At 56.3% G+C, this 16,294-nt stretch carries 30 protein-coding genes; all 30 read left to right on the plus strand.

All coding sequences use genetic code 11. The annotated features are described in order from the left end of the window. Positions 1–56: 56 nt before the first annotated feature. The 30 genes from rpsL to rpsK all read left to right on the plus strand — a co-directional run bounded on the left by rpsL (position 57) and on the right by rpsK (position 16,290). A complete protein-coding gene (gene rpsL / locus HJ583_RS02340) occupies positions 57–434 on the plus strand; it encodes a 30S ribosomal protein S12 (protein WP_101941776.1) in 378 nt (125 codons plus the stop codon). 22 nt (positions 435–456) lie between these two features. Further along, entirely contained in the window at positions 457–927 is a 471-nt protein-coding gene (gene rpsG / locus HJ583_RS02345; protein WP_101941775.1) for a 30S ribosomal protein S7, read from the plus strand. 120 nt (positions 928–1,047) lie between these two features. After that, positions 1,048–3,144, plus strand: coding sequence for an elongation factor G (gene fusA, locus HJ583_RS02350; protein WP_101941774.1), 2,097 nt, complete (start codon positions 1,048–1,050; stop codon positions 3,142–3,144). Positions 3,145–3,176: 32 nt separating this feature from the next. Beyond that, positions 3,177–4,367, plus strand: coding sequence for an elongation factor Tu (gene tuf, locus HJ583_RS02355; RefSeq protein ID WP_170020160.1), 1,191 nt, complete (start codon positions 3,177–3,179; stop codon positions 4,365–4,367). Positions 4,368–4,441: 74 nt separating this feature from the next. Continuing rightward, on the plus strand, positions 4,442–4,753 hold the full coding sequence (rpsJ, locus tag HJ583_RS02360) for a 30S ribosomal protein S10 (RefSeq protein WP_101941772.1): 312 nt from the start codon (positions 4,442–4,444) through the stop codon (positions 4,751–4,753). Positions 4,754–4,883: 130 nt separating this feature from the next. Next, complete coding sequence (rplC, locus tag HJ583_RS02365) at positions 4,884–5,525, plus strand: 50S ribosomal protein L3 (RefSeq protein WP_101941771.1); 642 nt, start codon at positions 4,884–4,886, stop codon at positions 5,523–5,525. A gap of 11 nt (positions 5,526–5,536) precedes the next feature. Next, complete coding sequence (gene rplD, locus HJ583_RS02370; protein ID WP_101941770.1) at positions 5,537–6,157, plus strand: 50S ribosomal protein L4; 621 nt, start codon at positions 5,537–5,539, stop codon at positions 6,155–6,157. Continuing rightward, entirely contained in the window at positions 6,154–6,462 is a 309-nt protein-coding gene (gene rplW / locus HJ583_RS02375) for a 50S ribosomal protein L23 (RefSeq protein WP_170020166.1), read from the plus strand. Before rplD ends, rplW begins: the two co-directional genes overlap by 4 nt. Continuing rightward, positions 6,459–7,286, plus strand: coding sequence for a 50S ribosomal protein L2 (gene rplB / locus HJ583_RS02380; protein WP_101941768.1), 828 nt, complete (start codon positions 6,459–6,461; stop codon positions 7,284–7,286). The genes rplW and rplB overlap by 4 nt, the downstream gene beginning before the upstream one ends. Before the next feature lie 9 nt (positions 7,287–7,295). After that, a complete protein-coding gene (rpsS, locus tag HJ583_RS02385) occupies positions 7,296–7,571 on the plus strand; it encodes a 30S ribosomal protein S19 (RefSeq protein ID WP_101941767.1) in 276 nt (91 codons plus the stop codon). A gap of 9 nt (positions 7,572–7,580) precedes the next feature. Further along, positions 7,581–7,910 carry a 50S ribosomal protein L22 gene (gene rplV, locus HJ583_RS02390; protein WP_101941766.1) on the plus strand — a complete coding sequence of 110 codons (330 nt, stop codon included), beginning with the start codon at positions 7,581–7,583 and terminating at the stop codon, positions 7,908–7,910. A gap of 9 nt (positions 7,911–7,919) precedes the next feature. Next, positions 7,920–8,711: a 30S ribosomal protein S3 gene (gene rpsC, locus HJ583_RS02395; RefSeq protein WP_101941765.1), complete on the plus strand. Its 792-nt coding sequence runs from the start codon at positions 7,920–7,922 to the stop codon at positions 8,709–8,711. Then, positions 8,695–9,108: a 50S ribosomal protein L16 gene (rplP, locus tag HJ583_RS02400; RefSeq protein ID WP_095524569.1), complete on the plus strand. Its 414-nt coding sequence runs from the start codon at positions 8,695–8,697 to the stop codon at positions 9,106–9,108. The genes rpsC and rplP overlap by 17 nt, the downstream gene beginning before the upstream one ends. A 5-nt stretch (positions 9,109–9,113) precedes the next feature. Beyond that, the gene (rpmC, locus tag HJ583_RS02405) at positions 9,114–9,305 is read left to right on the plus strand and encodes a 50S ribosomal protein L29 (protein ID WP_101941764.1); all 192 of its coding nucleotides are present in this window, start codon (positions 9,114–9,116) and stop codon (positions 9,303–9,305) included. Further along, positions 9,305–9,571: a 30S ribosomal protein S17 gene (gene rpsQ / locus HJ583_RS02410; RefSeq protein WP_170020168.1), complete on the plus strand. Its 267-nt coding sequence runs from the start codon at positions 9,305–9,307 to the stop codon at positions 9,569–9,571. Before rpmC ends, rpsQ begins: the two co-directional genes overlap by 1 nt. Positions 9,572–9,718: 147 nt before the next feature. Continuing rightward, a complete protein-coding gene (gene rplN / locus HJ583_RS02415; RefSeq protein WP_101941762.1) occupies positions 9,719–10,087 on the plus strand; it encodes a 50S ribosomal protein L14 in 369 nt (122 codons plus the stop codon). A gap of 9 nt (positions 10,088–10,096) precedes the next feature. Then, positions 10,097–10,411: a 50S ribosomal protein L24 gene (gene rplX / locus HJ583_RS02420; protein WP_170020170.1), complete on the plus strand. Its 315-nt coding sequence runs from the start codon at positions 10,097–10,099 to the stop codon at positions 10,409–10,411. A gap of 9 nt (positions 10,412–10,420) precedes the next feature. Further along, entirely contained in the window at positions 10,421–10,960 is a 540-nt protein-coding gene (rplE, locus tag HJ583_RS02425) for a 50S ribosomal protein L5 (protein WP_101941760.1), read from the plus strand. A gap of 7 nt (positions 10,961–10,967) precedes the next feature. After that, entirely contained in the window at positions 10,968–11,273 is a 306-nt protein-coding gene (gene rpsN, locus HJ583_RS02430; protein ID WP_101941759.1) for a 30S ribosomal protein S14, read from the plus strand. A gap of 10 nt (positions 11,274–11,283) precedes the next feature. Continuing rightward, positions 11,284–11,679 (plus strand): 30S ribosomal protein S8, encoded by a 396-nt coding sequence (rpsH, locus tag HJ583_RS02435; protein WP_101941758.1) that lies wholly within the window; start codon positions 11,284–11,286, stop codon positions 11,677–11,679. Between the two features lie 12 nt (positions 11,680–11,691). Then, positions 11,692–12,225, plus strand: a complete 534-nt coding sequence (gene rplF / locus HJ583_RS02440) for a 50S ribosomal protein L6 (protein ID WP_170020172.1) — start codon at positions 11,692–11,694, stop codon at positions 12,223–12,225. Positions 12,226–12,237: 12 nt separating this feature from the next. Continuing rightward, positions 12,238–12,591, plus strand: coding sequence for a 50S ribosomal protein L18 (gene rplR / locus HJ583_RS02445; protein ID WP_170020174.1), 354 nt, complete (start codon positions 12,238–12,240; stop codon positions 12,589–12,591). 11 nt (positions 12,592–12,602) lie between these two features. Further along, on the plus strand, positions 12,603–13,127 hold the full coding sequence (gene rpsE / locus HJ583_RS02450) for a 30S ribosomal protein S5 (protein ID WP_101941755.1): 525 nt from the start codon (positions 12,603–12,605) through the stop codon (positions 13,125–13,127). A 2-nt stretch (positions 13,128–13,129) separates the two neighbouring features. Further along, on the plus strand, positions 13,130–13,312 hold the full coding sequence (rpmD, locus tag HJ583_RS02455; RefSeq protein WP_101941754.1) for a 50S ribosomal protein L30: 183 nt from the start codon (positions 13,130–13,132) through the stop codon (positions 13,310–13,312). A gap of 2 nt (positions 13,313–13,314) precedes the next feature. Further along, positions 13,315–13,749 carry a 50S ribosomal protein L15 gene (rplO, locus tag HJ583_RS02460; protein WP_170020177.1) on the plus strand — a complete coding sequence of 145 codons (435 nt, stop codon included), beginning with the start codon at positions 13,315–13,317 and terminating at the stop codon, positions 13,747–13,749. A 20-nt stretch (positions 13,750–13,769) separates the two neighbouring features. Then, complete coding sequence (gene secY / locus HJ583_RS02465; protein ID WP_170020179.1) at positions 13,770–15,095, plus strand: preprotein translocase subunit SecY; 1,326 nt, start codon at positions 13,770–13,772, stop codon at positions 15,093–15,095. An 8-nt stretch (positions 15,096–15,103) separates the two neighbouring features. Beyond that, positions 15,104–15,322 carry a translation initiation factor IF-1 gene (gene infA, locus HJ583_RS02470; RefSeq protein ID WP_101941751.1) on the plus strand — a complete coding sequence of 73 codons (219 nt, stop codon included), beginning with the start codon at positions 15,104–15,106 and terminating at the stop codon, positions 15,320–15,322. A gap of 26 nt (positions 15,323–15,348) precedes the next feature. Beyond that, the gene (gene rpmJ, locus HJ583_RS02475; protein WP_083917609.1) at positions 15,349–15,462 is read left to right on the plus strand and encodes a 50S ribosomal protein L36; all 114 of its coding nucleotides are present in this window, start codon (positions 15,349–15,351) and stop codon (positions 15,460–15,462) included. A 62-nt stretch (positions 15,463–15,524) separates the two neighbouring features. Further along, positions 15,525–15,887 (plus strand): 30S ribosomal protein S13, encoded by a 363-nt coding sequence (gene rpsM / locus HJ583_RS02480; protein ID WP_101941750.1) that lies wholly within the window; start codon positions 15,525–15,527, stop codon positions 15,885–15,887. 13 nt (positions 15,888–15,900) lie between these two features. Next, a complete protein-coding gene (rpsK, locus tag HJ583_RS02485; RefSeq protein ID WP_101941749.1) occupies positions 15,901–16,290 on the plus strand; it encodes a 30S ribosomal protein S11 in 390 nt (129 codons plus the stop codon). Positions 16,291–16,294: the final 4 nt, after the last annotated feature.

Raw genomic sequence — 16,294 nt, forward strand, 5'->3', positions numbered from 1 at the left:
TTGATCGCGGCCCGTGCCGGAATTTTCCGGCTGGTGGTGAGATCCGAGGAAAAGTAATGCCAACTATCAATCAACTCGTTCGCAAGGGCCGCGAGGCTCAAGTGACGAAAAGCAAGGTGCCTGCTCTGGAAGCGTGTCCCCAGAAGCGTGGCGTATGTACCCGTGTTTACACCACGACCCCGAAGAAGCCGAACTCGGCTCTGCGTAAGGTTGCCAAGGTGCGTCTGACCAACGGTTTTGAGGTTATTTCCTACATCGGCGGTGAAGGCCACAACCTGCAGGAACACTCGGTTGTGCTGATTCGCGGTGGTCGTGTGAAGGATTTGCCGGGTGTGCGTTATCACATCGTGCGCGGTTCGCTTGACCTGCAAGGCGTCAAGGATCGCAAGCAATCCCGCTCCAAGTACGGCGCCAAGCGCCCGAAAAAATCCTGATCATTGACGAAAGGAGATAGGCATGCCCCGTCGTCGCGAAGTACCGAAGCGTGAAATTCTGCCGGATCCGAAGTTTGGCTCCCAGGATGTTTCCAAGTTCATCAACGTCATCATGGATAGCGGCAAGAAGTCGGTTGCCGAAGGTATCGTGTATGGCGCCTTTGCTGTGATCTCCAGCAAGTCCAGCAAGGACCCTCTGGAGATCTTTTCCACTGCAATCGCCAACGTCAAGCCGGTGGTTGAGGTGAAGAGCCGTCGCGTGGGTGGTGCAAACTACCAGGTGCCGGTTGAGGTCCGTCCGAGCCGTCGTATGGCTCTGTCGATGCGCTGGCTGCGTGAAGCTGCCCGCAAGCGCTCCGAGAAGACCATGGCTCAGCGTCTGGCCGGCGAGCTGCTTGAGGCCTCTGAAGGCCGTGGCGCCGCCATGAAGAAGCGTGACGAAGTGCACCGTATGGCTGATGCCAACAAGGCGTTCTCGCACTTCCGCTTCTGATGATTGCGTGACAGGCAAGAGTCGGGCCCTGCAAAGGGCTCGATTTCTTTTAACGAAAGCCTGTTTGCATCTGCAAGATTTTGTTATTCAACCTGCTTCATTTGACTAGAGGCTGAAACCGTGGCACGCACTACCCCCATCGAGAGATATCGCAATATCGGTATCTCGGCACACATCGACGCCGGCAAGACCACCACCACCGAGCGTATCCTTTTCTACACCGGTGTTAATCACAAGATCGGCGAAGTGCATGATGGCGCAGCCACCATGGACTGGATGGAGCAGGAGCAGGAGCGTGGTATCACCATCACCTCTGCTGCCACCACCTGTTTCTGGAAGGGTATGGCCGGCAATTTTGCCGATCACCGCATCAACATTATCGACACCCCGGGGCACGTTGACTTCACGATTGAAGTCGAGCGCTCCATGCGTGTGCTGGATGGTGCTTGCATGGTTTATTGTGCTGTGGGTGGTGTTCAGCCCCAGTCTGAAACCGTGTGGCGTCAGGCCAACAAGTACAAGGTTCCGCGTCTGTCGTTCGTTAACAAGATGGACCGCACCGGCGCCAACTTCTTCAAGGTGTACGACCAGCTGCGTACCCGCCTGAGCGCTAATCCGGTTCCGGTTGTGTTGCCGATCGGTGCTGAAGAGAACTTCACCGGCGTGATCGACCTGATCAAGATGAAAGCGATCATCTGGGATGAGGCCAGCCAGGGCACCAAGTTCAGCTACGAAGAGATTCCGGCTGATATGGCTGATACGGCTGCCGAGTGGCGCGAGAAGATGGTTGAGGCTGCTGCCGAGTCGTCTGAGTCCATGATGGATAAGTATCTTGAGGCAGGTGATCTGTCTGAAGAAGAAATCATCAAGGGTTTGCGTGATCGCACCATCGCCTGTGAGATCCAGCCGATGCTGTGTGGTACTGCGTTCAAGAACAAGGGCGTGCAGCGCATGCTGGATGCTGTCATTGAATTCATGCCTTCGCCGGTGGATATCCCTCCGGTCAAGGGTTTGGATGAAGATGACAAGGAAACCGAGCGTCGGGCCGCTGATGACGAAAAGTTCTCGGCCTTGGCATTCAAGCTGATGACCGATAAGTATGTGGGTCAGCTGACCTTCATTCGTGTGTACTCCGGCGTGCTGAAGTCGGGCGACTCCGTGTATAACCCGATCAAGGGCAAGAAGGAGCGTATCGGCCGTCTGGTGCAGATGCACGCCAATGACCGCAAGGAGATTGACGAAGTGCGTGCAGGCGACATCGCTGCCGCCATCGGCCTGTCTTCCGTAACTACGGGTGAAACTCTGTGTCCGCCCGATAGCATCGTGACCCTGGAGCGCATGGTGTTCCCGGATCCGGTGATTCACGTGGCTGTTGAGCCGAAGACCAAGGGCGACCAGGAAAAGATGGGTATCGCTCTGGGGCGTCTGGCTCAGGAAGATCCGTCCTTCCGCGTGCGTACTGATGAAGAGTCTGGCCAAACCATCATCTCCGGTATGGGCGAGTTGCACCTGGAAATTCTGGTGGATCGCATGAAGCGCGAGTTTGGTGTTGAAGCCAACGTGGGCGCACCGCAGGTGGCTTATCGCGAAACCATCCGCAAGGTTGTTGAGGATGCTGAAGGCAAGTTCGTCAAGCAGTCTGGTGGTCGTGGTCAGTATGGTCACGTCGTGATCAAGATCGAGCCGAACGAGCCGGGCAAGGGCTTTACTTTCGTGGATGCCATCAAGGGGGGGGTTGTGCCGCGCGAGTTCATCCCTGCGGTTGAAAAGGGCTTGATCGACAGCATCCCGAATGGCGTGCTGGCCGGTTTCCCGGTGGTGGATGTGAAGTGCACGCTGCACTTTGGTTCCTACCACGATGTGGACTCGAACGAAAACGCCTTCAAGATGGCGGCTTCGATGGCCTTCAAGGAAGGTTGCCGTCGCGCCAGTCCGGTGATTCTCGAGCCGATGATGGCTGTTGAGGTGGAAACGCCGGAAGACTTCATGGGCAACATCATGGGCGATCTTTCGGGTCGTCGCGGCATCGTGCTGGGCATGGAAGACCTGCCTGGCCAGATCAAGGCGATCAAGGCTGAAGTGCCGCTGGCTGAAATGTTTGGCTACTCAACCACGATGCGTTCGCTGTCGCAGGGTCGTGCTACGTACTCCATGGAGTTCAAGCACTACACCGAAGCGCCGAAGAACGTCGCTGACGCCATCATCAACAAGAAGTAATCCCATCCAATTCAAGATCGAAGGAGCTAGAAATGGCAAAGGAAAAGTTTGAACGTACGAAGCCGCACGTGAACGTCGGCACGATTGGTCACGTTGACCACGGCAAGACCACGCTGACTGCAGCCATCACTACCGTGCTGGCCTCGAAGTTCGGTGGTTCGGCCAAGGCCTACGACCAGATCGACGCGGCGCCGGAAGAAAAGGCGCGTGGTATTACGATTAATACCGCTCACGTCGAGTACGAAACCGCGAACCGTCACTACGCCCATGTGGATTGCCCGGGTCACGCTGACTACGTGAAGAACATGATTACCGGTGCTGCGCAAATGGACGGCGCGATCCTGGTGTGTTCCGCCGCTGACGGTCCCATGCCCCAGACCCGCGAGCACATCCTGCTGGCCCGTCAGGTGGGTGTGCCTTACATCATCGTGTTCCTGAACAAGTGCGACATGGTGGATGACGCCGAGCTGCTGGAGCTGGTCGAAATGGAAGTGCGCGAGCTGCTTTCCAAGTACGACTTCCCGGGCGACGACGTGCCTATCGTCAAGGGTTCCGCCCTGAAGGCGCTGGAAGGCGACAAGGGTGATTTGGGCGAGGGCGCCATTATGGCCCTGGCTGACGCACTGGACAGCTACATCCCGACGCCTGAGCGCGCCATCGACAAGCCCTTCCTGATGCCGATCGAAGACGTGTTCTCGATCTCGGGTCGTGGCACCGTGGTGACCGGTCGCGTTGAGCGCGGCATCGTCAAGGTTGGCGAAGAAATCGAAATCGTCGGCATCAAGGACACCGTCAAGACTACCTGTACCGGCGTGGAAATGTTCCGCAAGCTGCTGGATCAGGGTCAGGCGGGCGACAACGTGGGCGTGCTGCTGCGTGGCACCAAGCGTGAAGACGTCGAGCGCGGCCAAGTGCTGTGCAAGCCGGGTTCGATCAAGCCGCACACCCACTTCACGGGCGAAGTGTACGTGCTGTCGAAGGACGAGGGTGGTCGTCACACTCCGTTCTTCAACAACTACCGTCCGCAGTTCTACTTCCGTACCACCGACGTGACGGGCGCAATCTCCCTGCCGGAAGGTGTGGAAATGGTGATGCCGGGTGACAACATCCAGATGACCGTGAAGCTGATTGCTCCGATCGCCATGGAAGAGGGTCTGCGCTTCGCTATCCGCGAAGGTGGCCGTACCGTTGGCGCCGGCGTCGTCGCCAAGATCATCGAGTAATTCATGTTTGAGCGGCGCGCCTGAGTGGCGCGCCGTTTGTTCTTTGTGCTCTTTACCGCTCTTTTGGAAACATCATGGCAAATCAGAAAATCCGCATCCGTCTGAAGGCATTTGACTATCGCCTGATCGATCAGTCCGCTCAGGAAATTGTTGAAACCGCCAAGCGCACTGGCGCTGTGGTTCGTGGCCCGGTTCCCATGCCGACCAAGATCGAGCGCTTTGACATCCTGCGCTCGCCGCACGTGAACAAGTCTTCGCGGGACCAGTTCGAAATCCGTACTCATCTGCGTCTGATGGATATCATCGACCCGACCGACAAGACGGTTGACGCGCTGATGAAGCTGGATCTGCCGGCTGGCGTGGATGTTGAAATCAAGCTGCAATAACACTGCTGCTTGCGTAGTCGATCTGTTCTGAGTTAAACTCCCGCGCTTCGCGTTCAAGTGGGCGCGTGAGTTTTCATTGCAGTACCAATTGCGATCCGGTCAATCGAAACCGGGTCATAGGAGAAAAAACATGAGTCTAGGCCTTGTCGGTCGCAAGGTCGGCATGACTCGCATTTTTGCTGAGGACGGCGCTTCCGTTCCGGTGACTGTGCTTGACGTGTCGAACAATCGCGTGACCCAGATCAAGACCCCTGAGGTGGATGGTTATTCCGCTATTCAGGTTGCCTTTGGTGAGCGCCGCGCAAGCCGCGTAACCAAGGCGCTCGCTGGCCATATGGCCAAAGCGGGTGTTGAGGCGGGTAGCGTTATGCGCGAATTCCGCCTTTCCGCTGAGCAGATTGCCAGCTACAAGGCGGGTGATGTGATCAGCGTTGAAATCTTTGCTGTGGGCCAAAAGGTCGATGTTGTCGGCACTTCCATTGGTAAGGGTTTTGCTGGCGCCATCAAGCGTCACAACTTCAGCTCCCAGCGTGCGTCGCACGGTAACTCAGTCAGCCACAACGCTCCTGGTTCGATCGGTATGGCGCAAGATCCGGGTCGCGTTTTTCCGGGTAAGCGCATGGCTGGTCATCTGGGTGCGGCTAAGTCGACCGTCCAGAATCTGGAAGTGGTGCGTGTGGATGTCGAGCGTGGTCTGCTGCTCATCAAGGGCGCAGTTCCGGGGCATGATGGCGGAGACGTGATTGTGCGTCCGGCTGTCAAGGCTAACTGATCGGGGGCGTCATGGAACTCAAGCTGGTTAATGATCAGGGCCAGGCCTCCGCTACGGTGCAGGCTTCGGACGCGGTGTTTGCCCGCGAATACAACGAAGCGCTAGTGCATCAGCTGGTTGTGGCCTATCAAGCGAATGCCCGTTCTGGCAATCGCGCTCAAAAGGATCGTGGTGAGGTTAAGCACACCACGCATAAGCCTTTTAAGCAAAAGGGTACGGGTAATGCTCGTGCCGGTATGTCGTCCTCGCCGTTGTGGCGTGGTGGTGGTCGGATTTTCCCGAATCGCCCGGATGAAAACTTTACTCAGAAAGTGAATCGCAAGCAGTTTCGCGCAGGTATCGCATCGATCCTGTCGCAACTGGTTCGCGAAGATCGTTTGGTGGTGGTTGAGAGCTTCTCTGTTGATGCTCCCAAGACGCGCCTGCTGGCCCAGAAGCTCAAGGGCTTTGGTGCTGAGTCTGCGCTGGTCATCACTGACGAAATCGATGAAAACCTGTGGCTGTCTTCGCGCAACTTGCATAACGTGCTGGTGCTCGAAGCTCACGAAGCTGACCCGGTGTCGCTGGTGCGCTATCCGCGCGTTATCGTGACGCGCGCTGCGGTCGCCAAGATCGAGGAGATGTGGCAATGAGCTATAGCCAGGAACGACTCCTGCAGGTGCTGCTCGCCCCGCAGATTTCCGAGAAGGCGACTGCGGTTGCTGAAAAGCACGAGCAAGTGGTTTTTCGTGTGGCATCGGATGCCACCAAGCCGGAAATCAAGGCCGCTGTTGAGCTGCTCTTTAAGGTTCAGGTGGATTCCGTACAGGTCCTGAACGTTAAGGGTAAGGTAAAGCGCTTTGGCCGTTCGATCGGTCAGCGCAAGGGCTGGAAGAAGGCGTTTGTCTGCCTGAAGCCGGGCCAGGAGATCAATTTCGTTGAGGGAGGGGCCGCATAATGTTGGTCAAGGTCAAACCCACCTCTGCGGGTCGCCGCGGTCTGGTTAAGGTGGTGAATCCTGGTCTTCACAAGGGCAAGCCGTTGGCTAGCCTGGTGGAAAGCCAGTCGAAGAACGCCGGTCGCAATAACAATGGTCGCGTTACTGTTCGTCATCAGGGCGGCGGTCACAAGCAGCACTATCGTTTGGTTGACTTCAAGCGCAACAAGGACGGCATTCCGGCCAAGGTTGAGCGTATTGAATACGACCCGAACCGTACTGCCAATATCGCTTTGCTGTGTTATGCAGATGGCGAGCGTCGTTACATCATCGCCCCGAAGGGCTTGGTGGTTGGTCAGGAAATCCTGAGCGGCTCCGAGGCTCCGATCAAGGCGGGTAACACTCTGCCGATTCGCAACATCCCGGTTGGTAGCACGATCCACTGCGTTGAAATGCTGCCTGGCAAGGGGGCTCAACTGGCTCGCGCCGCTGGTACTTCGGTTCAGCTGTTGGCTCGCGAAGGTATCTATGCTCAGCTGCGCCTGCGTTCCGGTGAAATCCGCCGCGTGCACATCGAGTGTCGCGCGACAATCGGCGAAGTGGGTAACGAAGAGAACAACCTGCGCAAGATCGGTAAGGCTGGTGCTCAGCGTTGGCGTGGTATTCGTCCGACCGTTCGCGGTACGGCGATGAACCCGGTGGATCACCCGCACGGTGGTGGTGAAGGCAAGACCGGCGAAGGTCGCGTGCCTGTCAGCCCGTGGGGCACTCCTGCCAAGGGCTATCGTACGCGTAATAACAAGCGTACTGACAGCATGATCGTTCAGCGTCGTCACAAGCGATAAGAGGTAGTCATGGCACGTTCCATTAAAAAAGGGCCGTTTGTAGACGACCATCTGATCAAGAAGGTTGAAGCTGCAGCGAATTCCACCGACAAGCGTCCGATCAAGACCTGGTCGCGTCGCTCGACGATCCTGCCCGAGTTCATCGGTCTGACCATCGCGGTGCATAACGGCAAGCAACACATTCCGGTGTTTGTGACTGAAAACATGGTTGGTCACAAACTTGGCGAGTTCGCGCTGACGCGTACCTTCAAGGGTCACGCCGCCAGCAAGAAGGCTAAGAGGTAAGGGGGGATCATGGAAACCAATGCAAGTTTGCGCGGTGTCCGCCTCTCCGCTCAGAAGGGCCGCCTTGTGGCTGATCTGGTTCGCGGCAAGCCGGTGGATCAAGCGCTGAACATTCTGACTTTCTGCCCGAAGAAGGGTGCTGGCATCATCAAGAAGGTGCTCGAGTCCGCGATTGCGAACGCCGAGCACAATGATGGCGCTGACATCGATTCGCTGAAGGTCACGACGATTCACGTGGAAAAGGGTATGTCCCTCAAGCGTTTCACTGCCCGTGCAAAGGGTCGTGGTAACCGCATCGAGAAGCAGACCTGCCACATCTACCTGTCTGTTGGGGAATAAGGGGAGCACATGGGACAGAAAATCCACCCGACCGGTTTCCGCCTTGCGGTAACCCGGAACTGGAGCTCTCGCTGGTTCGCCAACAGCAAGAGTTTCGCGACGATGCTTCACGAAGACATCAAGGTTCGTGAACATCTGAAGAAGAAGCTGGCGCACGCCTCTGTTGGTCGTGTGTTGATCGAGCGTCCGGCAAAGAATGCCCGCATCACCGTTTACAGCGCCCGTCCGGGTGTTGTGATCGGCAAGAAGGGTGAGGACATCGAGCAGCTGAAGGCTGATCTGCAGAAGATCATGGGCGTGCCGGTGCACGTCAATATCGAAGAGATCCGCAAGCCCGAGACGGATGCTCAGCTGATTGCTGATTCGATTGCCCAGCAGCTCGAAAAGCGCATCATGTTCCGTCGCGCCATGAAGCGTGCGATGCAAAACGCCATGCGTCTGGGTGCTCAAGGCATCAAGATCATGAGCTCGGGTCGTCTGAACGGCGCCGAAATCGCCCGTACCGAGTGGTATCGCGAAGGTCGCGTGCCGCTGCATACCCTGCGTGCCGATATCGATTATGGTTTCTCTGAAGCCAGTACGACCTACGGCATTATCGGTATCAAGGTCTGGGTTTACAAGGGTGAAATGGTTGGCAAGGGCGAACAGCCAGCCGTCGTTGAAGCCAATGAAAATGAAGGTCGCAAGGCCCGTCGTCCCGCACGTAACGAAGGTGATGCCAAGCCGGCAGCCCGTCGTCCCGCTGCGCGCAAGACAGGCGCTGTGAAGAACGCAGGAGCTAGCGATGCTGCAGCCGAATAGAAGGAAGTACCGTAAGGAGCAGAAGGGTCGCAACACGGGTGTTGCTACCCGTGGCGCCAAAGTCAGCTTCGGCGAGTACGGCCTGAAGGCCATCGGCCGTGGTCGACTGACGGCTCGTCAAATCGAGTCTGCTCGTCGTGCCATGACCCGTCACATCAAGCGTGGCGGCCGTATCTGGATCCGTATTTTCCCGGACAAACCCATCTCCAAGAAGCCTGCCGAAGTTCGTATGGGTAACGGTAAGGGTAATCCGGAGTACTGGGTTGCCGAGATTCAACCGGGTAAGGTGCTGTACGAGATGGATGGTGTGGACGAGACTCTGGCTCGCGAAGCTTTCCGCCTGGCAGCTGCCAAGCTTCCGATTGAGACCGCGTTTGTGACGCGGCTTGTGGGGTAAGAAGAATGAAAGCCAATGAGTTGCGCTCCAAGGGCGCTACCGAGCTTCAGGATGAGCTGATCGCGCTGCTCAAGGAGCAGTTCTCCCTGCGCATGCAGATCGCTACGCAGCAGCTGAACAACACGTCCCAGCTGGGACGTGTGCGTCGCGATATCGCTCGCGTTCGTACAATCCTGCGTGAAAAGGCGGTGGCGTAATGAGTGAGCAGAAACAAGTAGTGCGCCGTACGCTGAGCGGCCGTGTCGTGAGCGACAAGATGAACAAGACCGTGACCGTTTTGGTCGAGCGTCGCGTCAAGCATCCGCTCTATGGCAAGGTGATGGTGCAATCCAAAAAGTATCATGCTGACGTTGCTAACGACGTGGCTGCCGAAGGCGACCTGGTTGAGATTGAGGAGTGCGCTCCGATTTCCAAGACTAAAGCATGGCGTGTGACGCGAGTGCTTGAAAAAGCCCAAGGCTAATTCAAGTTTTTTACGCAAAACACTTGCATCAAGATCTCGAGCTAAGCTAGAATGCTTGGCTCGACTTCCTGCTAACCGCAGGGCCTTTTTCCCGGACGGGATCCAAGACTGAGTGCCTTTGGTGTTCAAGTTGGATGGAGTAAAAAAATGATCCAAATGCAGACGATTCTTGACGTCGCCGACAACACGGGTGCGCGCGCAGTTATGTGCATCAAGGTGTTGGGTGGTTCCAAGCGCCGCTATGCCGGCGTTGGCGACATCATCAAGGTGAGTATCAAGGACGCAGCCCCGCGTGGCCGCGTGAAGAAGGGTGACGTCTATAACGCCGTGGTGGTGCGTACCGCCAAGGGTGTTCGTCGCAATGATGGTTCGCTGATTAAGTTTGACAAGAATGCGGCTGTGCTGCTGAACGCCAAGCTCGAACCGATCGGTACGCGTATTTTCGGGCCGGTGACGCGTGAGTTGCGCACCGAGCGTTTCATGAAGATTGTTTCGCTGGCCCCTGAGGTCCTCTAAGGAGCGAAGATGAACAAGATTCGCAAAGGGGACGAAGTTATCGTCCTGGCGGGCAAAGACAAGGGCAAGCGCGGCACTGTGGTGCGTTGCGTAGATGCTGAGCGGGTGTTGGTTGAGGGTGTGAATCGCGTCAAGAAGCACACCAAGCCGAATCCGGTGAAGGGTCAGGTTGGCGGTATTGTCGAAAAAGAGATGCCGATCCAAATTTCCAATGTGGCGCTGTTTAATCCGGCGACGCAAAAGGCTGACCGTGTTGGCTTTAAGATCGAAGATGGTAAGAAGCTTCGTGTCTTCAAGTCCAGCGGTGCTGTGGTCGGAGCGTAAGGAACTGTCATGGCTCGTCTTCAAGAATTCTATAAGTCTGAAGTGGTGGCTCAGTTGGGTCAGCGCTTTGGCTACAAGTCCATCATGGAAGTGCCGCGCATCACCAAGATCACTCTGAATATGGGTGTGGGTGAAGCTGTGGGCGACAAGAAGGTTCTGGATCACGCTGTGGGTGATATGACCAAGATTGCTGGTCAGCGTCCGGTGGTGACCAAGGCTAAAAAGTCGATCGCGGGTTTCAAGATTCGTGATGGTTATCCGATTGGCTGCATGGTTACCCTGCGTGGTCCGCGCATGTTCGAATTCCTGGATCGTCTGATTACTGTGGCTATGCCTCGTATTCGTGACTTCCGTGGCATTGTCGGAAAGGGTTTCGATGGTCGTGGCAACTACAATCTCGGCGTGAAAGAGCAGATTATTTTCCCCGAGATCGAGTACGACAAGATCGACGCACTTCGCGGCATGAACATCAGCATTACCACGACCGCCAAGACGGACGAAGAGGCGCGTGCGCTTCTCGTGGCGTTCAAATTCCCGTTCAAGAACTGAGGCTGACATGGCTAAACTGGCTCTTATCAACCGCGAAGACAAGCGTCGCAAGACGGTGGAGAAGTTCGCTGCCAAGCGCGCTGCTCTGCAAGCGGTGATTGAAGATGCGTCGCGTTCCGACGAGGAGCGCATGGAAGCGCGTCTGAAACTGCAGAAGCTGCCGCGTAATGCCAGCCCGAGCCGTCTTCGCAATCGTTGCGAACTGACTGGGCGTCCCCGTGGTGTGTTCCGTAAATTTGGTCTGTGCCGTAATAAGCTGCGTGAAGTGGCTTTCAAGGGCGAAGTGCCCGGCATGACCAAGGCTAGCTGGTAAGGAGATCGAGATGAGTATGTCTGATCCGGTCGCCGATATGCTGACGCGCATTCGTAATGCTCAGCAAGCTCAGAAGGGTGCTGTTTCCATGCCCTCCTCGAAGCTGAAGGTTGCGATCGCCCAAGTGTTGAAGGACGAAGGTTATATCGAGGATTTCGTGGTTCGCGGCGAAGCTGCTTCGCGTGAGCTTACCATCGGACTCAAGTATTACGCTGGTCGCCCGGTTATCGAGCGCATCGAGCGTGTGAGCAAGCCTGGTTTGCGCGTGTACCGCGGTTGCGATGAGCTGCCGAAGGTCATGAACGGTCTGGGTGTGGCAATCGTTTCTACCCCTGCTGGCGTGATGACTGATCGTCGTGCGCGTGCTGGCAAGGTTGGCGGCGAAGTTCTGTGCCTCGTGGCTTAAGGAGGAACGGAAATGTCGCGCGTAGCCAAGAATCCGATCGCATTGCCCGCTGGCGTTGAACTGACGCTCGCTTCCGGCGAAGTGACCGTCAAGGGCCCTCTGGGGTCGCTCAAGCAGCGTCTGCATCCTTCTGTCAGCCTTGTGCGTGATGGTGGTGTGGTGACGATTGCTGCTGTTGAAGGTGCCGTGAATGCTGGCGCCATGTCGGGTACCACCCGCGCTCTGCTCAATAACATGGTTGTGGGTGTGAGCAAGGGTTTCGAGCGCAAGCTCACTTTGGTTGGCGTGGGCTATCGTGCCCAGGCTCAAGGTGACAAGCTGAACCTGACGCTGGGTTTCTCCCATCCGGTGGTGCATCAGATGCCTGCTGGTGTGAAGGTTGAGACCCCGACCCAGACGGAAATCGTCATCAAGGGTGTCGATAAGCAACAGGTTGGTCAGGTGGCCGCTGAAGTTCGCGCTTACCGCGCTCCTGAGCCCTACAAGGGCAAGGGCGTGCGCTACGCCGACGAGGTGGTAAGCCTGAAGGAAACCAAGAAGAAGTAAAGGCGGACGAATATGAACAAGAAAGAAGCGCGTTTGCGCAGGGCTCGCAAAACTCGGGCCCGCATCGCGGAGCAAAAAGTCGCTCGACTGACTGTGTTCCGTTCGAACTGCCACATTTATGCGCAAATCATCTCCGGTTGCGGTTCGCGTGTGCTGGCTGCTGCTTCCACTGTCGAAGCTTCCGTGAAGGGCGAGCAGCCCAACGGTGGCAACGTGAGTGCAGCCGTGGTCGTCGGCAAGTTGATTGCTGAGCGCGCAGTTGCAGCAGGTATCCAGTCGGTAGCGTTTGATCGCGCCGGCTACCAGTATCACGGTCGTGTCAAGGCTCTTGCCGAAGCTGCCCGTGAAAATGGTCTCCAGTTCTGAGCGAGAGAGTCATGGCTAAGCAACAGACGAAAAAGGTTCAGGCTCAGGAAGAGCGTGACGATGGCCTGCGCGAGAAGATGGTGTCGGTCAATCGCGTGACCAAGGTTGTGAAGGGCGGTCGTATTCTTGGCTTCGCCGCTCTGACCGTGGTTGGCGACGGCGACGGTGGTATCGGCATGGGCAAGGGCAAGTCCCGCGAAGTGCCGGTGGCCGTACAGAAGGCCATGAATGAAGCCCGCGCCAAGATGGCCAAGGTTTCGCTCCGCAACGGCACTCTGCAGCACTCGGTGGTTGGCAAGCACGGCGCAGCTGTTGTGCTGATGCAGCCGGCTCCGAGCGGTACGGGCATCATTGCAGGTGGCGCAATGCGCGCTGTCTTCGAGGTGATGGGCGTTACCGACGTGATCTGCAAGTGCCTGGGCTCCACCAATCCGTACAACGTTGTACGCGCTACGCTGAATGGCCTCTTTGCCACCAGCACTGCCGCTGAAATTGCCGCCAAGCGTGGCAAGCGCGTTGAAGAAATTCTGGGGTAATCATGGCTGACAAGAAAATTCGCGTCACGCTCATCAAGAGCCTGATCGGCACGAAGCAGCCGCACCGCGCCACTGTACGTGGCCTCGGTCTGCGTCGTATCAATCACACCGTGGAACTTGAAGATACGCCCGCTGTGCGCGGCATGATCAACAAGGTTTCCTACCTGGTTAAGAGCGAGGGGTAATCATGGAACTCAATAAGCTGCAACCCGCTGAGGGTTCCAAGAAGGCTCGTCGTCGCGTTGGTCGTGGCATTGGTAGCGGCCTTGGCAAGACATGTGGCCGTGGTCACAAGGGCCAGAAGTCTCGTGCAGGTGGTTTCCACAAGGTTGGCTTTGAAGGCGGTCAGATGCCTATGCAACGTCGTCTGCCGAAGCGCGGCTTTGTGTCGCTGACGGCATCGCGCAACGTTGAAGTGCGTTTGAGTGAACTCGCTGCGCTGCCGATTGATGATATCGATCTGCTGTCGTTGAAGCAGGCTGGCATTGTCGCAATCGAAGCCCTGTCTGCAAAGGTGATCCTTTCGGGGGCCATCGAACGCAAGGTTACTTTGCGTGGCGTTGGTGCCACCAAGGGCGCGCGCGCTGCGATTGAAGCTGCCGGCGGTTCGGTCGCTGAGTAATCACGGAACGGGATAGCTACGTGGCCACTCAATCGCCAGTGCTGGGCAAGTCGGGAAAGTTTGCTGATCTGAAGCGCCGTCTGTGGTTCCTTCTGGGGGCTCTGGTGGTGTATCGCATCGGTGCGCATATTCCCGTCCCCGGAATTGATCCGGTCGAACTCGCCAAGTTGTTTGAAACCCAGAAAAACGGGATTCTTGGTGTATTCAACCTGTTTTCCGGCGGCGCGTTATCTCGTTTTACGATCTTTGCGCTGGGCATCATGCCTTACATCTCTGCGTCCATCATCATGCAGTTGATGGCGATCGCTTCGCCTCAGCTAGAGGCGCTGAAAAAGGAGGGTGAGGCTGGGCGTCGCAAGATCACGCAGTACACTCGCTACGGTACGGTCGCATTGGCTCTTTTCCAGTCCGTTGGAATTTCGATGATGCTGGAGCAGCAGCCGAATTTGGTTATTGATCCAGGTTTGTTGTTCCGTCTCACTGCGGTTTCGACCTTGGTGACTGGTACGATGTTCATGATGTGGCTGGGTGAGCAGATTACTGAGCGTGGTATCGGCAACGGCATCTCGATCCTGATTTTTGCTGGTATTGCATCGGGCTTGCCTACTTCCATCGGCGGCTTGCTGGAACTGGTCCGCACAGGGGCACTGCATTCGGTCTGGGCGCTGTTCATCTGTGTGCTGGTGGTTCTGGTTACGGCCTTCGTTGTGTATGTCGAACGCGGTCAGCGCAAGATTTTGGTGAATTACGCCAAGCGCCAAGTTGGTAATAAGATTTATGGTGGTCAGAGTTCGCATCTGCCGTTGAAGCTGAACATGTCGGGTGTGATCCCGCCGATCTTCGCGTCGTCGATCATTCTGTTCCCGGCTACTGCCGCACAGTGGTTTGGTTCTTCTGACAGCATGCGCTGGCTCAAGGATATTGCGGCGACCCTTTCACCGGGGCAGCCTATTTACATCCTGTTGTATTGCGCAGCAATTGTGTTCTTCTGCTTCTTTTATACGGCGCTGGTCTTTAATTCGAAAGAGACTGCCGACAATCTGAAGAAGAGTGGTGCTTTCGTTCCAGGGATTCGTCCTGGTGAGCAGACTGCTCGTTACATTGACAAGATCCTGATGCGTCTGACGCTGATTGGTGCTGCTTATGTGACGTTGGTTTGCTTGCTGCCTGAATTCTTGATTTTGAAGTGGCAGGTGCCGTTCTACTTCGGTGGAACTTCGCTGCTGATCATTGTGGTGGTGACGATGGATTTTATGGCTCAGGTTCAGGCCTACGTCATGTCCCACCAGTACGAAAGCCTCCTTAAAAAGGCGAATTTCAAGGGTAGTCCAGGATTGCCCCGGTAAATAGCGTCATGTCGAAGGAAGATGCCATCGAGTTCCAGGGCGAAGTCATCGAAACTTTGCCCAACGCAACTTTCAGGGTGAAACTGGAAAATGGCCATATCGTCCTGGGCCATATTTCAGGAAAGATGCGGATGCACTATATCCGTATCCTCCCTGGCGACAAGGTCACCGTACAGCTGACGCCGTACGACCTGAGCAAGGGACGTATCACATTCCGCTCGAAGTAAGACGGAACGGTTATTAGGAGTAAGAAATGAGAGTACAAGCTTCTGTTAAGCGGATCTGCCGCAAGTGCAAGATCATCCGTCGCAAGGGCGTGGTTCGCGTTATCTGTGAAGATCCGCGTCACAAACAGCGTCAGGGTTGATTTTGAGCCCCGTTTTCTTTAAACTTATGCGTTTCGCTTTTCCGCGATAAAAGGGTAAGTTCATGGCCCGTATTGCTGGTGTCAATATTCCGAATCACAAGCACGCCGAGATCGCGCTGACTGCCATTTATGGCATCGGCCGTAACCGTGCCCAGAAGATCTGTGATGCTGCAGGTGTTACCCGCAGCGCCAAGATGAAAGACCTTACCGAAGAGCAGATGGATCGTCTGCGCGAAGAGGTAGGCAAGTTCACCGTAGAGGGTGATCTTCGCCGCGAGGTCACCATGAATATCAAGCGTCTTATGGACCTTGGTTGCTATCGTGGTGTTCGTCATCGTCGTGGTTTGCCGGTTCGCGGTCAGCGTACCCGCACCAATGCTCGTACCCGCAAGGGGCCGCGCAAGACGATGGCTGGCAAGAAGTAATCTGGGGTAGATCATGGCAAAGACCGTTGCGAAGATTCGCAAAAAAGTAAAAAAGAACGTTGCTGAAGGGATTGCGCATATCCATGCATCCTTCAACAACACCATCGTGACGATCACTGATCGTCAAGGCAATGCACTGTCGTGGGCAACCTCTGGCGGTGCTGGCTTCAAGGGCTCCCGCAAGAGCACGCCTTTTGCTGCTCAGGTGGCTGCTGAGGCTGCTGGCAAGGCAGCTCAAGAGTGCGGTGTGAAGAATCTGGAAGTGCGCATCAAGGGGCCGGGTCCGGGTCGTGAGTCTGCAGTGCGGGCATTGAACGCGCTGGGCCTCAAGATCACGTCGATCACCGACATTACCCCTGTGCCGCATAACGGTTGCCGTCCGCCGAAGCGTCGCCGCATCTAATTAG

It is taken from the genome of Uliginosibacterium aquaticum (genome assembly GCF_012972705.2).
GTDB classification, from domain to species: Bacteria; Pseudomonadota; Gammaproteobacteria; order Burkholderiales; family Rhodocyclaceae; genus Uliginosibacterium; species Uliginosibacterium aquaticum.

Bases quoted from the DNA above. Each gene is read 5' to 3' on its own strand.
- rpsL (WP_101941776.1), top strand. From the start codon at position 57: ATGCCAACTATCAATCAACTCGTTCGCAAGGGCCGCGAGGCTCAAGTG.
- rpsG (WP_101941775.1), top strand. From the start codon at position 457: ATGCCCCGTCGTCGCGAAGTACCGAAGCGTGAAATTCTGCCGGATCCG.
- tuf (WP_170020160.1), top strand. From the start codon at position 3,177: ATGGCAAAGGAAAAGTTTGAACGTACGAAGCCGCACGTGAACGTCGGC.
- rpsJ (WP_101941772.1), top strand. From the start codon at position 4,442: ATGGCAAATCAGAAAATCCGCATCCGTCTGAAGGCATTTGACTATCGC.
- rplC (WP_101941771.1), top strand. From the start codon at position 4,884: ATGAGTCTAGGCCTTGTCGGTCGCAAGGTCGGCATGACTCGCATTTTT.
- rplD (WP_101941770.1), top strand. From the start codon at position 5,537: ATGGAACTCAAGCTGGTTAATGATCAGGGCCAGGCCTCCGCTACGGTG.
- rplW (WP_170020166.1), top strand. From the start codon at position 6,154: ATGAGCTATAGCCAGGAACGACTCCTGCAGGTGCTGCTCGCCCCGCAG.
- rpsS (WP_101941767.1), top strand. From the start codon at position 7,296: ATGGCACGTTCCATTAAAAAAGGGCCGTTTGTAGACGACCATCTGATC.
- rplV (WP_101941766.1), top strand. From the start codon at position 7,581: ATGGAAACCAATGCAAGTTTGCGCGGTGTCCGCCTCTCCGCTCAGAAG.
- rpsC (WP_101941765.1), top strand. From the start codon at position 7,920: ATGGGACAGAAAATCCACCCGACCGGTTTCCGCCTTGCGGTAACCCGG.
- rplP (WP_095524569.1), top strand. From the start codon at position 8,695: ATGCTGCAGCCGAATAGAAGGAAGTACCGTAAGGAGCAGAAGGGTCGC.
- rpmC (WP_101941764.1), top strand. From the start codon at position 9,114: ATGAAAGCCAATGAGTTGCGCTCCAAGGGCGCTACCGAGCTTCAGGAT.
- rpsQ (WP_170020168.1), top strand. From the start codon at position 9,305: ATGAGTGAGCAGAAACAAGTAGTGCGCCGTACGCTGAGCGGCCGTGTC.
- rplN (WP_101941762.1), top strand. From the start codon at position 9,719: ATGATCCAAATGCAGACGATTCTTGACGTCGCCGACAACACGGGTGCG.
- rplX (WP_170020170.1), top strand. From the start codon at position 10,097: ATGAACAAGATTCGCAAAGGGGACGAAGTTATCGTCCTGGCGGGCAAA.
- rplE (WP_101941760.1), top strand. From the start codon at position 10,421: ATGGCTCGTCTTCAAGAATTCTATAAGTCTGAAGTGGTGGCTCAGTTG.
- rpsN (WP_101941759.1), top strand. From the start codon at position 10,968: ATGGCTAAACTGGCTCTTATCAACCGCGAAGACAAGCGTCGCAAGACG.
- rpsH (WP_101941758.1), top strand. From the start codon at position 11,284: ATGAGTATGTCTGATCCGGTCGCCGATATGCTGACGCGCATTCGTAAT.
- rplF (WP_170020172.1), top strand. From the start codon at position 11,692: ATGTCGCGCGTAGCCAAGAATCCGATCGCATTGCCCGCTGGCGTTGAA.
- rplR (WP_170020174.1), top strand. From the start codon at position 12,238: ATGAACAAGAAAGAAGCGCGTTTGCGCAGGGCTCGCAAAACTCGGGCC.
- rpsE (WP_101941755.1), top strand. From the start codon at position 12,603: ATGGCTAAGCAACAGACGAAAAAGGTTCAGGCTCAGGAAGAGCGTGAC.
- rpmD (WP_101941754.1), top strand. From the start codon at position 13,130: ATGGCTGACAAGAAAATTCGCGTCACGCTCATCAAGAGCCTGATCGGC.
- rplO (WP_170020177.1), top strand. From the start codon at position 13,315: ATGGAACTCAATAAGCTGCAACCCGCTGAGGGTTCCAAGAAGGCTCGT.
- infA (WP_101941751.1), top strand. From the start codon at position 15,104: ATGTCGAAGGAAGATGCCATCGAGTTCCAGGGCGAAGTCATCGAAACT.
- rpmJ (WP_083917609.1), top strand. From the start codon at position 15,349: ATGAGAGTACAAGCTTCTGTTAAGCGGATCTGCCGCAAGTGCAAGATC.
- rpsM (WP_101941750.1), top strand. From the start codon at position 15,525: ATGGCCCGTATTGCTGGTGTCAATATTCCGAATCACAAGCACGCCGAG.
- rpsK (WP_101941749.1), top strand. From the start codon at position 15,901: ATGGCAAAGACCGTTGCGAAGATTCGCAAAAAAGTAAAAAAGAACGTT.